Origin of the sequence: Mycobacterium marinum (genome assembly GCF_003391395.1) — a bacterium.
Taxonomy (GTDB): Bacteria; Actinomycetota; Actinomycetes; order Mycobacteriales; family Mycobacteriaceae; genus Mycobacterium; species Mycobacterium marinum.
Window position 1 is genome coordinate 4177021 of sequence record NZ_CP024190.1, and the last position, 13306, is coordinate 4190326.

Annotated in this window: 13 protein-coding genes and 1 pseudogene; 8 read left to right on the plus strand and 6 right to left on the minus strand. The window is 63.5% G+C overall.

All coding sequences use genetic code 11. The annotated features are described in order from the left end of the window. The first annotated feature begins 169 nt into the window (after positions 1-169). Complete coding sequence (locus CCUG20998_RS28590) at positions 170-859, plus strand: hypothetical protein (RefSeq protein WP_240642809.1); 690 nt, start codon at positions 170-172, stop codon at positions 857-859. A gap of 198 nt (positions 860-1057) precedes the next feature. Here the strand turns inward: CCUG20998_RS28590 and CCUG20998_RS28595 are convergent. The 5 genes and pseudogenes from CCUG20998_RS28595 to CCUG20998_RS17335 all read right to left on the minus strand — a co-directional run. Beyond that, positions 1058-1277 (minus strand): annotated as a pseudogene (locus tag CCUG20998_RS28595) (hypothetical protein); the annotation flags it as partial. 364 nt (positions 1278-1641) lie between these two features. Beyond that, complete coding sequence (locus CCUG20998_RS17315; RefSeq protein ID WP_240642810.1) at positions 1642-2505, minus strand: sensor domain-containing protein; 864 nt, start codon at positions 2503-2505, stop codon at positions 1642-1644. Between the two features lie 69 nt (positions 2506-2574). After that, positions 2575-3309 (minus strand): hypothetical protein, encoded by a 735-nt coding sequence (locus CCUG20998_RS17325; protein WP_103654166.1) that lies wholly within the window; start codon positions 3307-3309, stop codon positions 2575-2577. A gap of 408 nt (positions 3310-3717) precedes the next feature. Next, entirely contained in the window at positions 3718-4593 is an 876-nt protein-coding gene (locus CCUG20998_RS17330; RefSeq protein WP_103654165.1) for a glycine betaine ABC transporter substrate-binding protein, read from the minus strand. A 15-nt stretch (positions 4594-4608) separates the two neighbouring features. After that, entirely contained in the window at positions 4609-5394 is a 786-nt protein-coding gene (locus tag CCUG20998_RS17335; RefSeq protein ID WP_020730398.1) for a VOC family protein, read from the minus strand. 762 nt (positions 5395-6156) lie between these two features. Here CCUG20998_RS17335 and CCUG20998_RS17340 point away from each other — a divergent pair. Continuing rightward, positions 6157-6588 (plus strand): hypothetical protein, encoded by a 432-nt coding sequence (locus CCUG20998_RS17340; RefSeq protein ID WP_036456297.1) that lies wholly within the window; start codon positions 6157-6159, stop codon positions 6586-6588. A gap of 239 nt (positions 6589-6827) precedes the next feature. Here CCUG20998_RS17340 and CCUG20998_RS17345 read toward each other — a convergent pair whose 3' ends face one another. Next, complete coding sequence (locus CCUG20998_RS17345; protein ID WP_103654164.1) at positions 6828-7154, minus strand: YcaO-like family protein; 327 nt, start codon at positions 7152-7154, stop codon at positions 6828-6830. A 412-nt stretch (positions 7155-7566) separates the two neighbouring features. Here CCUG20998_RS17345 and CCUG20998_RS17350 point away from each other — a divergent pair, with 412 nt between their 5' ends. The 6 genes from CCUG20998_RS17350 to CCUG20998_RS29460 all read left to right on the plus strand — a co-directional run bounded on the left by CCUG20998_RS17350 (position 7567) and on the right by CCUG20998_RS29460 (position 13299). Then, positions 7567-8661 carry a PPE family protein gene (locus CCUG20998_RS17350; protein ID WP_020730396.1) on the plus strand — a complete coding sequence of 365 codons (1095 nt, stop codon included), beginning with the start codon at positions 7567-7569 and terminating at the stop codon, positions 8659-8661. Between the two features lie 107 nt (positions 8662-8768). Further along, positions 8769-9071 (plus strand): WXG100 family type VII secretion target, encoded by a 303-nt coding sequence (locus CCUG20998_RS17355; RefSeq protein WP_020730395.1) that lies wholly within the window; start codon positions 8769-8771, stop codon positions 9069-9071. Between the two features lie 117 nt (positions 9072-9188). Then, complete coding sequence (locus CCUG20998_RS17360; protein ID WP_012395207.1) at positions 9189-9473, plus strand: WXG100 family type VII secretion target; 285 nt, start codon at positions 9189-9191, stop codon at positions 9471-9473. 226 nt (positions 9474-9699) lie between these two features. Continuing rightward, positions 9700-11751, plus strand: a complete 2052-nt coding sequence (locus CCUG20998_RS28975) for a PE family protein (protein WP_103654113.1) — start codon at positions 9700-9702, stop codon at positions 11749-11751. Next, positions 11748-12425, plus strand: a complete 678-nt coding sequence (locus CCUG20998_RS29330; RefSeq protein WP_081651070.1) for a relaxase domain-containing protein — start codon at positions 11748-11750, stop codon at positions 12423-12425. The genes CCUG20998_RS28975 and CCUG20998_RS29330 overlap by 4 nt, the downstream gene beginning before the upstream one ends. A 256-nt stretch (positions 12426-12681) precedes the next feature. Continuing rightward, complete coding sequence (locus CCUG20998_RS29460; RefSeq protein WP_172607191.1) at positions 12682-13299, plus strand: nuclear transport factor 2 family protein; 618 nt, start codon at positions 12682-12684, stop codon at positions 13297-13299. The last annotated feature ends 7 nt before the right edge of the window (positions 13300-13306 follow it).

A 13306-nucleotide genomic window follows, 5' to 3' on the forward strand; every position in this document is an offset into this window, starting at 1 on the left:
AGTTTTCAGCTCTGCCATCGGGTGCGGCCCGGCAGCGATCGACAAGGCTTCGGGCACAACATCACCGAGCGCCAAAGCCACCGACTCATTCGCCCCACCCCCGCCGGTGATCAACGCGCCGATTTTGACGTCCGCCCCCGTGGCTCGGCTGCAACCAGGATCTCCGATCATGGTTGGCGAGGGAACCGCGACCATGGTGTGCAAGGCCGGCTTTCTCATTGACTACCCCGACCCGAACCGTGCTGATCAGCGACTGCCCGGCTTCATCACCGCCGCGCAATGTTCTCGAGGCGCTACACATGCACCGGTGTCGGTAATGCGGGCCCACGACGCCAGCCAACCACCGAGCCGAGTCCAGGTCGGCGAGATCACCTACGCCGCTTCCGGCACGGAGCAACCAGCAGTCACCAACGAGCCCTGGACAATCCCGACGTCTCCCCTGGCAGTGTTCGGCTCTGGTCGACAAGATTGGGCACTTCCCGTGGGCGCCGAGATCAATAACCAAACAGCTACGGGCGCAACGGTTCAGGAGTTGGTACCAGCCAGGCTAAGCAGGGCGTCCGCAACGTGGAGCAATGTCGACGGAGACTTCGTGACCGGCCGCGTGCTCGACCCAGTCGAAACGCCAGAATTGAAGAACCTTCCGACTGGTATCGCCCGGGTGGTCCTGGCCGCAGATGATGCAAACAAGCCCATCGAACAGTGGGTACTCGGCTCTCCGGTCACCGTTGAACTTGACAACGCGATCTACAACCTAGGCGTGATAGTCGGTGTAGACGAGACCAGACACTGGGTCGCGGTTGACCTCATCAATCCGCTTCTCACTCAACTAGATGCGCGCCTGATCACCACTGCCTAGCGTCCAACCTTCTCGCAGAATGTTGTAGGCGTGACTCTTCAGAGTGTGTTGCGTTCTAAACGGTTTGCTTCGGAATGTTGCCCACTTCACTGAGCTGGACGATGCGCACCTGGGGGTTGCAGTCCGGTCGGGTCTGCGTAGCGGCGCGGCTCGACAACCGGAGGGCCCTAATTGCACCGACCGAGATCACCAGCATCGACTTGATATCTGGTACTCGCATTTGAATCGTTCTGCGCGATCCCCCACTCGTTTGGCCGCTTGACGTGTGACAACGCTTTCGCAGTACCAATAGAGAATCGTCGAGGCTGCCCGACCTGTCGAAGCCGAGTTGTCCTCGCTCGTAGAAAGTGAAGGGATATGAGCCATCGTCGGCAATGTAGATACTCAGACCATCATTCGTCCGAGGCCCTAGCTGTATCGGGCTGACATCTAGCTGCGCCGATAGTCGATTAATGTCGAATTGCAGTTGGTTACGGTTATCACCCAAAAGGCGGACTGCATTCGTCAACTATGTCCCTGTCTACCAATTTCCCTGGGTTCGCCTTGACGCCGTCCGGGCCAAGAATCATGTATTAGAGCGCGCCAGGCGGTGGGCCTGACGTCGAGAACGAGTGGGTGCAATCCGCTCACCGCGGGTGCCCACCCCAAGACAGTCGAGTTCTTCAACACCGCTACGCATTGAGAAGATCCCCAGGTCCTATTCGCTGGAATTTCGCTAAACCAGAAGCCGAATTGCTCGCTGTCGCCGTTGGCGAGCTGCCGCCCAGAACGGGCCTGAGCAACTATTTCATGCGATCGGTGATCGCATCAACTACAGCATTCGCTGTCTGCTCAGACTGCGGAAGACCCAACACCGCCACATCAATCAGTACCGAAGATTGCAGGCGATACATCACATTCCATCGATCCGACTTAAGGGCCACGGTCGAGGGATTCGGCTGAGCGATTGTGAAATCGTAGTGTTTAGCCTGCATATCGGAACATGCTGTCAGCGCCGGAACAAGTCGATCGAACGCGTCGCGCGCCGCACCATCATCCGGATAGATGCCGATCCCCTGTGTGACAACGGCAGCCATATGAGGTTGCCCCGGCCCGCTGTTGATTGTTCCGTTGTATGTCACCGACCGAAACTGTGCCCAGCCGCTGCCGAACGCAACGTTCTGGTCGAAGACCGCACGGCATGGCCCCGGAGCGTCCGAGTCTGTGTGGCGCGGTGAGCGCACGTCTGATCCCTGCTCTGACGTGAGGCCATCGAAGCTAGCGATACGGCGCACGTCATCGATGCCGACGATCAAGGAGTCGGTAGTCACGCCCGGTGCGGCTTCGGCACTTGTGTTGACACATGCGGACATCGCGGCGACGCAACAGCCGATGACCGCCGAGTTGCCCACCGCAGCCACCACCGAGCGAATCGCGGACAGAGACCCACCCACCGATCGCCGTCGCCAAAGGAATTGCGAATTCATCGGATTGAAGATCGCAGAACTCCTATCCCAGGTCAAACTGCTCTTCACAGCCCGAAGCGACTCGCGGCTCGCGCGCCGGAACGCTGGCGAGTCCATTGAGTCGTATGGCACGACACGCGCGCAGTTCTCCGCTGGCGCGCAGAACGACGATTGCCCCGGATTGGCGGCATCGGTAGCCACCGTCTCACCGGTTGTACACTTGGCGGCACCCGGTATCCCCGGGGAGGGATAGGTCGCGGCTTCTGGTAGCTACTCCGGCGGTACCTCGTTGAGGGTGTCGCTGTCGGCGGTGACGCCCGCGGTGACATCGAGCCGCATGGCTTCCAGTTCCGAGTCCGCTACCAGATCTTCAATGCAGGCTTGCGAGGCGCCGAGGTAGGTGCTGTCAAAGTCGATTTCGGTGGCTAGGCACCAGGTGTGGTCGTCTGGCCAGCACAGGTTGGCGGAGAGGTGCCACGAGTGGCCGCTGTCGGTGCTCAATGACTGGGTGAGTGCGGCGAGGGGGCCGTGAGCAAGATGGTAGTCGCGGTTGGGGAGCGCGAAGGTCGGTCTGTCATGAAAGGCCTGGTGGAGTTCGCCGCGGCCGGCCCACACCGCAAACCAGCAGTGGTCAGCGCTCGTGGTGTGGTGCGACAGAACGCGGGCGAGCGAGGCAGCGGTGCCGGGAGGCAGCGTTCCTACCGTTGGTGCTTCGTCGAAGAGACCGGGTTGACTATCGGAGTACCCCGAGACGTATCGAGACCGGTAACCGATCAATCGGGTGAACTGCATCTGCGGATGGACGACTTTTCGGTTAGCCCGGGCGATCTCAGCCCAGCTCACCGCGTCACCGTGGTTGTCGGCGGGGTGGAACACCCGAGCGTAGGCGGCGAAGGTGTCCGGGACTACCGACCCGACGTTCTCAGCAAAGCTGCGCACGCTTTCGGTCAACCACCGCGCCGGGCCGAGATCATCGACAACCTCCAAACCACCCACCGCAACCACGTCATCTACCGTAAAGCGCCCGGTACAAGATCGCACGCGCTTCGTTTCAAGAAATTCGAGAGTGATCCGATCCCTCTCGCAGAATGTTGTAGACGTGTCTCTTCAGGTTGTGGTCGTCAGGCTCTCGCCAGTGTCGGTGTAGCTGGGTACACCGGGAAAGCCCGACGTGCAATGGGCCTTTCTTGATCGGCACCTCATAGACCAGGGCTCCACCTTGACTTCTTACCGGACGAGAATGCGAAATCGGGTTCCTGACTGCGTTCGGGTCGATCAGCCAAGTTGTCCAGTGCTGATCGCGTGTCCCGGGTGAATCAGTGGGACCGACTATCGGGGACCTCCCACGCCCAGGCGAGATTGGCTGCGGTGCAGCGCAATCCGTCAGGTGCGAACCGGCAGCAGCCGAGACGGTCAGTCGTTCCCGTCCGGTTCGCCGATCACCCGGCCGAGATCACTGATCTTCGTCAGGCCGTAGTGCGCCGCGGTCGAGGCGGTCACGACGATGCCGTTCTTGTTCTGGGCTGGCGCCGGCTGCAGAGCGACCAGCCCCGTTCCCTGTAGCGCCTGGGCGAGCACGGCATGGGCTTGGGGCGGATCCGAGATCGAGCCCTGGCTACCGTCCAGGTACGCGAGGAGGCTGCCCACGTACTCGGGGACCAGGCCGACTGTGCCGTCGCGAAGCAGCGGAAAGTACGTGTCGCGGTTACCGATCCCGAGGCGCCGCTCGACCGGGAAGCCGGCGCCCGCCAGCGCATGGGCGTAAAGCTCGGCCACGGTGACGCTCTCGGCGAAGTTAGCCGAGCCGACGACAATGGCCGGTTGGTTTCTGCGCGGTGTGCGCGGAGTCAGGCCGTGACGCCGCTCGGTGAGGAATTCCGCCGCCACCGCCGCGGCAGATGCCCCGAGAAGGACGCGGCGATTGAGCTCGGCGAGGCGCTCGGTTGTGAGTTCCGCGCTCAGGGCGTCGATGCTCGCGGCGAGGTGCTCGCCGTGCGCCGCCCGCAACTCGTCGCGCAGGATCGGCGTGACACTCTCGGCTGGCTGGGCATGGCGGTCATCCTCGAGCAGAACGAAGTCGCCGGCGAGGAGACGTGGATCGGTGGTGAAGAGCACGCCAACCTGAATCTCTCCGGTTTCGAGCGCGTCCACGGTGCGCGGACCGCCCGCATCGGTGACGCGAAACTCCTTGAAGGTCAGGCCGTATCGCGCGCGCAGCAGCGGCAGACAAAGCAGTTCGGTTGGGCACTCGGGACCGGAGCCGAACACCAAGTTCTTGGCCGGGATCACGTCCGGCTCCGCGCTTTACGGGTCAAGCTTGTCGCTTTCGAAGACCAGGAGGCTCGCCCCCTGCGGGTCTTGCAGCAAGCTGAAGACGCCCTTCGGCTGCTCGGTCGGCCCCGCGAGAACCGCGCCGCCGGCGGCGACGGCGGCAGCGCCGGTCTCCGCGATGTCGGTCACCACGAAGTAGGGCAGCCAACGCGACGGCACACCGGCGTCCGCCGCTGTCAGAGCGCGCATCCCGCCGTTGTCGCGCCCTCCCACACGAATCACCCAGTAGGGCACGGGCATGCCGGCGAGAAACTCGATGCGCCAACCGAATAGCTGCGAGTAAAAGGCGATCGCGGCATCGACATCCGGGGTGGCCAGCTCATTCCAGGTCAGGCATCCAGGCTCGTTCACGCAAGTCGCGCCGAAGGATCGACCGGGCTGACAGAGGTGGATGACGGACCCGTGCGGATCGCGCACGACCACCATCTTTCCTCGGTCTCCGAGATCCAGTGGCCCGGCGAGGATGACACCTCCCAATGCACGGGCGCGGGCGGCCGCTGCGTCGACGTCGGCGACCGAGATGTGCGAGTTCCAGCGCGTCTGATCACCGGCGGGGTCGGCCGCAGGCAGGGCATAGAGCCCGGCGACCTCCTGGCGGTCTCGGCACAACACCGTGTACGCGCGCCCGTCTGCCGTGCGCCGCTCCTCCGGTGTCCAGCCGAAGAGCTGGCCATAGAACAGTGTGGCCGCCTCTGGCTCGGTCGTGGCAAGGTCGACCCAGCTGAACGTCCCGTCCGCGTACCGGGTCCGCACTCCCATGAGGGGCAGCCTATCGAAGCACCGGCCACCTGCGGGCCCGTCTTGTTGGAGACATCAATAACAGATTTGCGCCCCCCTCGTGCGCGTTCGACGAGAGCGATGCCGCCGCTGAACCAACCTTCTGGTATCCCCGCCGGAAGAAGCCGATCGAACGTGTCGCGCGCCGTACCCTCATCCGGATAGATGCCGATCCGCTATGTGACGACTGCAGCCATATGAGGTTGTCCTGAGCCGGTGGCGGTTGTTCCCGTGTGACGCGGTGAGCGCACATCTGTCCCGAGCTCGTCGAAGCTCGCGCGCGACGCACGTCATCGACGCCGACACAACAGCCGATGACGGCCGAATTGCTCACCGCATCACCACTGCGCGAGCGGTCACTTGCTGGAAACGGCGGACAAGGGATCCGCAAGACATCTGAGCACCCCTGCCCGACTTGAAGAACAAGGCGGCCTAGACCCCACCAATCGCTGTCCACCGCCGAATACAAGGAGATGAACAGAACCGCTTTCCATCAGGTGGAGGCGGCCAAAGAGGTTGTGGCCTCAGCAGGCCCGAAACTTGACATCCGACAAACGCGGTTCCCAGATCGGCGGCCCCTGTGCCACTTCGGGTTACATCATTGGCACAGCGCATGCGCACCGGGGGCATCCGCGAATTCGCCCAACACGTAGTTGCAAGAGCAGAGCTGGCAGGTGCGCGGTCCGCAAGCGCGCTGCGCAGGCAGGAGTTGCCGCCATCGACGTGCGCGGAGGCTGTGTCACCGTGTCGGGAGAACTGCAGGGCAGCGTGATCGTCGAGCGGCGTGGAAATCCTCAGACGTACGGAGAGCTCGTGGACTACCTTCGCTGTGCAATAAGGGTGTTGCAGTCTATGGTCGGCGACCCGGACTCTGGCGTTGGCGAGGTCGCCGAGAAGGCGGCCATACATCCGATCCTCGAAACCGAAGCGGTACGGGACACCCTCTTCGAGGCTCTTGCATCTCTCCCCGATGATGCGCTCCGCAAGGTCCGCACTGAGATCAAGCACCGGTATGCGCTGTTCGCCAATGTTGAGAAGCCGAAATATTGGGGCCGCGACGAAGTCCGAGCCAGACGTCGCTGGCCGTCGAGCCGGACTAGATGCACGGCTTCCAGCGGCCGCACCTGCCGAGGAGCCGGCTTCGCTGACCTATACACGCCAAAGCCCGAACGGTGAGCAGTCCCGACACCGATGCTGTACGACAACAACGTTAGGGTTGGGGCTGCTGATTCGAAGCCCTGACGCCACGGCGGCCCGGCACGACGGCCGAGCCCCCGTCGGTGATCATGTAGAAATGCTCCAGGCCTGGCACGTGAGTGTGCACGGTGGCTACGCCGTTGCTCGACGTGTGAACCTCGTTGAGGTAGGCGCTATAGCGATGTTGGGCGAGTTTGGCCGCCAGCTGGCTTAGGTGCTCAGATGGCGATGACGGGGTGCTGGTACCGACATATGGGGGTGCCGCCCGAAGATTTTGTCGGAGTTGTTAATTCGAACGCCGCGCACGCCTGCAGGCTCGGATAGTCGACGAGCAACTCGATAGCGCGCAGACGATCTGCGTCGTCAGCGTGCGTCAACTCGGCTTCGACCAGTTCGGTTAGCGCGCGATAAACGCTGTAATGCCGAGACAGCGAAGCCCCGGAACCGCGCCGTGAGCCGCCGCCCGGCGCGGTGGCGTACGCAAGCGTGACGGGTACGTCTAGGTCGGTGGTGATGTCGACCAGCCACACTTCACGTGAATCCACTGTTCAACAGCGTTTTTCGTTGGCCAACATGCCACGAGCCTAGGGTGTGGTAACGCGGTCTGCGACCGCCACACCCACACAGCGCGATGCCCCGGGCCTGGTGCTTGAATTCGCTGCCGGCCGTCGTGGCCGCACGGTCACAGGTTGCCTTGGTGGCGGTTGGTCGTGGGTGTGTGTTCCCGGACGGGTTGGTGTGATTGGGATTACTTGTGGTGCAGGGGCTGCGGGCGGGTAGGTATGAATCAGCTATGAGCGCCAAGGGTTTTCACCGAATCATGATTGACAGGCCGATACCGGATCGGTAGCTTCCCTCCAGGTCGCTGGCCGCGGTCGAGAAACCAGCGGTGTTGGCCGCGAATACGCCGAAGATCGTTTGTCTGTCAGTGTTTCTCAGGTTTTTAGGAGGCGTTGAGTGTTGTATGGGTTGTTGCCGCCGGAGGTGAACTCGACGCGTATGCATACCGGCGCGGGAGTGGCCCCGATGCTGGCCGCTGGTGCAGCCTGGGAAGGGCTAGCTGCAGAACTGAGCACCGCAGCGACCTCATTCGGGTCAGTAACGACAGATTTAGCCGGCGGCCCATGGCAAGGACCCGCGTCGGTAGCCATGACCACAGCCGCAGCTCCCTATATTGCGTGGTTGACCGACGCCGCCGGGCACGCCCACACCGCAGCAACACACGCCATCAGCGCAGCCAACGTTTTCGAAACCGCCCTGGCGACCACGGTGCACCCCGCAGTAGTCACCGCCAACCGGAGCCTGCTCGCCACCCTGGTCGCCACCAACCTGCTAGGACAAAACAGCCCCACGATCGCAGCCACCGAAGCCGCCTATGAACAGATGTGGGCTCAAGACGTCGCAGCAATGACCGCCTACGACAGCGGAGCCCGATCGCTGATCACCGCGTTGAAATCGGAAGAGAAAACACCCCCACCCGGCGATGTCACACTGCCCGAACCAACCCCAACAGCCACACCCAAACAACCCGCTGCTGGTGGTGGGCTGATGTCAGGCCTGGTATCACAACTGGCCAAATCCGCCATGCCACTAGCCATGGGTTTAGCCCCCGTAGCACTATCAGCGGGCATGTCAGCGCTCGGGCCAGCCATGTCAGCAATGGGCCCAGCCATGTCAGCAGCTGCTGGTGGCGCCGGCCCACTGGCCGCTGCCGGTGCCGGTATTGCCGGTGTTGCCGGTAGCCAGGCGGGGACGGTATCTGCAGCCATGGGCCAAGCTCATTCCGTGCGGGCGTTGTCGGTACCACCAACTTGGGGGGTATCACCGACCACCAGCGGGGCCAGTAACGCAATCATGGCTGCGACGCCATCAACGTCGAGCGGTGTTAGTGCTGTTGGTGCGCCAGCCGGTCGCGTGGGGGCACCGATGCCGATGGGCATGCCGATGGGCGCTGCCGGTGCCGCAGCCGCCGGCAGCAGCAGCGGCGGCGGTAGTGGTGGCGGGGTTGCGGTGACCTCATCACGACCCAGCATCATCCCCCGCATCGTCTAGAGAAAAGCTGGGTTTGTTGTGTGTGGGTAGGTGATCGCCGAATTAGACAATCAAAGAATCGGATAGATCCGGGAAATCATGGTGTTTATTATTAATGGAGTTAGGTAATGGTTGAGCGTTTTATGACTGACCCGCACGCAATGCGGGACATGGCAGGCCGGTTCGCAAACCATGCACAAGTAGTCGAAGACGAAGCCCGCAAGATGTGGGCATCCACCCAAAACATTGCCGGTGCCGGGTGGAGTGGTCTGGCATCGACGACCTCGATGGACAGCATGGCGCAGATGAATACCGGGTTCCGCAACATCGTGAACATGCTCCACGGAGTCCGTGACGGCCTGGTCCGTGACGCGAACCACTACGAACAACAAGAACAAACCTCCCGGACGATCCTGGGCAGCGACACATAAATACCGCGCAACCGTCGGGCCCCGGGGTGTGAACCCGGGGTTTATTCATCACTATTTCCCCGCAGGGCTTCATACACCCACCACGATTGTGTTCAGTAATTAGGGAAAAGGGTTTCCATGACAATTAGTTACCAGTTCGGCCAAGTCGACGCTCACGGCGCAGTCATCCGAGCCCAAGCCGCAGCACTTGAAGCCCACCACCAAGTAATCGTCAGCGATGTCCTACGCGCCGGCGACTTCTGGGGCGGCGCCGGATCAACCGCCTGCCAAGAATTCATCACCCAACTCGGCCGCAACTTCCAAATGATCTACGAACAAGCCAACACCCACGGCGCCAAAGTCCAAGCCGCGGGAAACAACATGGCCACCACCGACACATCAATCGGATCCAGCTGGGCCTAACCCCCCCCCCCCCCCCCCCCCCCCCCCCCCCCCCGGAACCGCACCACCGCAGGGTGTGAACCGCCACCCACCCGCCACCCGGCCCAGTCACAGATGCAGTAACTAGTAGTCAAAACCCAAGAAAACCAAGGCAGTACCCGGCTCAGACGCGAACCCACAACGCCGCGAGCCCACCTTCGACGAGTAAACCATCAAATACCGAGTTCATAGTTTGGGGAGTGTTGTTGTGCCCGTAGACGTTGTCCCACAAGAGGTAATCCTCGCTGCTGGCGATCTAGCCGGTATCGGCTCCACCATCAGTGCAGCCAACAACGCAGCCGCCCCACCCACCACCGTGCTCGCACCCGCCGCCGCTGATGAGGTATCAGCCCAACTCGCAGCTGTATTCGGTGACTACGCCCGGCAATTCCAAGCCCTCAGCGCTCGAGCAGAACAGTTCCACGACCAATTCGTGCATACCCTACGCGCAGCCGGCTACACCTACGAAGACGCGGAATACACCAATGTCTCGCAATGGATCTCGGGAGAGTTCTCCAAACTAGTTCAATTCATCCTCAACCTGATCAACGCGCCCTCGGAATTACTGTTCGGTCGGATGATGATCGGCAACGGCGCAGACGCCACCGAAGCCGGAACCGCCGGCCAAGCCGGCGGCTGGCTAATCGGCAACGGCGGCAACGGCGCCGCCGGAGCAATCGAACAACACGGCGCCGGTGCTGTCGGTGGCGCCGGCGGCGCCGCCGGACTATTCGGCAACGGCGGCAACGGCGGCAACGGCGGCTGGTCCGGACACGGTGGTGCCGGCGGCCGTGGTGGATGGCTCATCGGCAACGGAGGCGCCGGCGCCAACGGCGGACTATCCGGCAACGGGGCCGCCGGCGGTACCGGCGGATGGCTAGCCGGTAATGGTGGCAACGGCGGTACCGGTGTAATCGGCGGCAACGGCGGAGAGGCGCGAGGACTGTTCGGACACGGCGGCAGCGCCGGCGGCGCCAACGAATATCGCCTATTCGACACAGGTGGCAATGGCGGCCACGGTGGCCGGCTCTACGGCAACGGCGGCGACGGCGGCGGCGCCGGCGACACCGGCCTCTTCGGACACGGCGGCAACGGCGGCAACGCCCGAGGACTGTTCGGACACGGCGGCAACGGCGGCAACGGCGGCACCAGCGGCTGGTTCGGTAACGGTGGCAACGGCGGCGACGGCGGCACCAGCGGCTGGTTCGGTAGCGGCGGCCACGGTGGCAACGGCGGCGACGGCGGAACCACCGGCATCGCCCGCGGCGACAACGGCGGCGACGGCGGCAACGGCGGCAACGGCGGCTGGTTCGGCACCGCCGGCAACGGCGGCATCGGCGGAGACGGAATCGGCGGAGGTTACGGCGGCGACGGCGGTGGCGGGCTAACCATCGGCGGTGCTGGTGGTGCCGGCGGCGAAGGATCCATGGGCGACGGTGGTATCGGCGGCGACGGCGGTTTCGGCGGGTTTGCCGCTGGTTCCGGTGGCGCCGGCGGCGACGGCGGCATGAATGGTGGTGACGGCGGCAACGGCGGTACCAGTCTCGGGGTCGGCGGTGCTGGCGGGGCCGGCGGCACCGGCAACATCAATGGTGGTGACGGCGGCAACGGCGGCAACGGCGGCAAGGCGTTGATAATCGGCGCTGCCGGTGGCGCCGGCGGCACCGGCGACATCAATGGTGGCGACGGCGGCAACGGCGGTACCAGTTTCGGGGTCGGCGGTGCTGGCGGCGCCGGCGGCGAAGGCTCAACGGAAGATGGTGGCGCCGGCGGCACCGGCGGCAACGGCGTGGTGATCGGCGGTGCTGGTGGCGCCGGCGGCAACGGCGACATCAATGGTGGCGTCGGCGGCAACGGCGGTACCGGTGGGTTTGCCGCTGGTACCGGTGGCGCCGGCGGCAACGGCGACAACATTGGTGGTGACGGCGGCAACGGCGGCGACGCGTTGATGATCGGCGGTGCCGGTGGCGCCGGCGGCAACGGCGACTTCAATGGTTCTGGCGGCCACGGCGGTACCGGTGGGTTGGTCACTGGTTCCGACGGTGCCGATGGCACCGTCAGCTTCGACGGCGGCAACGGTGGTTCGGGCGGCTTCGCGACCATCGGTGCTGGCGGCGCCGGAGACACCGGCGGTTCGGGCGGCTTTACCGGTGGTGACGACGGCGCAGGCGGCTGGGCATTTGCCGGTGCTGGCGGTGCCGGTGGAGACGGCGGTTTCGTAGCGGTATCGACGGGGACGGCGGCACCGGAGGGTATGTGAATGCCGGATCTGGCGGTGATAGTGGTGCCGGCGGAGCCGGCGCCATCGGCTGCCGCAAGCGCCCAGTTCGCGAAATCGTCGGCATACCAGCCGATCTGTGCAAACTTCTATCCGTACGCCGCAACGCAATCAAACCTCGATACGAAGAATTCGTCGCCGACTTTCAACTCGCACATGATCATGAACCAACAACATCCGAACAATTTTCCCTTTCGCAGCGTGCGGCTTTCGACACCCGCGAAGCTAGACCAGAACCAAGCTCGCCAGCCCAACAACGCGCCCACTGGCGCAATCACGCCCCACATACCTCGGCGGACAAGCCAAGCTGGACGCAAATGCTGCCAGACACACTCACAGCACGCGAACGGCCCGGGGTGGAGATCACACCGGATTGGGTCCAGTCACAAGGCGCCGCTGTAATCGAAACTATCTCCAAGTCACGCTCGACCTGGGAACGAAACCACGTGTTCGCCGAAGCTCAACGACGTGTGCGCACAGAAGGAGCAGCCCTCGATCCTCGGGTCGCGGTCGCCATCACCGACACCGCACTCCAAGAACCCCACCGCATTCCGCGTCCGAGATCAGCGCATAGACGCTTTTACTCAGCGAAAATGTTCGACCTGTCCAAAGACCCGTACGTGCTTGCCCAACAGAGTATCTGGCTCTCCCGCTAGAACGACTGCTCGAAGAGCCGAGTGTGCGCAGTAATTTACCGGTAAAGCCCCATATTCGTTTCCGTCGTATTCGACGCGAGGTGGGATCTCTTAGCCGGCTCGGGCCGCGATTTTGAGCAGTCTGGAAGTGGCAGGCGATGGCCGATCGGCGCATGGGAGCCGACGGCGACAATGGACCGTTGACACCGAACGCGTACGACCGCAGCAGCCCCTCAACTACGCTAACCGGCAACTGGCTGGCCGAGAGGACCTCGCGATGCGTTTCAATCCACCACCCAACTGGCCGCCGCCGCAGGACGGCTGGGTTCCTAGCCCCGGTTGGACCCCCGATCCCTCCTGGCCTCCGCCCCCGTCGGGGTGGCAGCTGTGGATCGACGACGAAACACTTCCGGCAGGCCCCGCAGGGGGTGTAGCTGCACCGCCTCCGGGCCGTCTAGGTCCTCCGGGTCGGCGTAAGTTTGTCGTCGGCCTCGCGGCGGTCGCGGCTGTCATTGTCGCAGTCGGCGTAGCGGCACTGATCCTTGTGCCGCAAACGGCCGCCGATCCGCCGAAGTCCGACGAAGACCAGATTCGCGAGGTCCTGAGCGGAGTCGTCGAGGCGTACAACAATGCCGACTTCAACAAGTATGTGAGCTATTTCTGCCCGTCGGAACGGTCGGGTCTCGGCGACGCGTCGCAACTCCGGCAAAATCGCGCCGATACCGGTCGCCTCAGTTTCGACGACATCTCCATCGACGTCACCGGCGACACCGCGAAGGTGACGGCGACAGCGACGGTGGAGAACGAGGACGAGCCAGATACCCAGACCGTGGACTTCGTGAAGGAGGACGGGCGTTGGATGATGCTGCTGTTCGAGGACAAGTGCTCAGCCTGACTACGCC

Coding starts and splice junctions, on each gene's coding strand:
- CCUG20998_RS28590 (WP_240642809.1), top strand. CDS start 170: ATGGTTGGCGAGGGAACCGCGACCATGGTGTGCAAGGCCGGCTTTCTC.
- CCUG20998_RS17335 (WP_020730398.1), bottom strand. CDS start 5,394: ATGGGAGTGCGGACCCGGTACGCGGACGGGACGTTCAGCTGGGTCGAC.
- CCUG20998_RS17355 (WP_020730395.1), top strand. CDS start 8,769: ATGGTTGAGCGTTTTATGACTGACCCGCACGCAATGCGGGACATGGCA.
- CCUG20998_RS17360 (WP_012395207.1), top strand. CDS start 9,189: ATGACAATTAGTTACCAGTTCGGCCAAGTCGACGCTCACGGCGCAGTC.
- CCUG20998_RS29460 (WP_172607191.1), top strand. CDS start 12,682: ATGCGTTTCAATCCACCACCCAACTGGCCGCCGCCGCAGGACGGCTGG.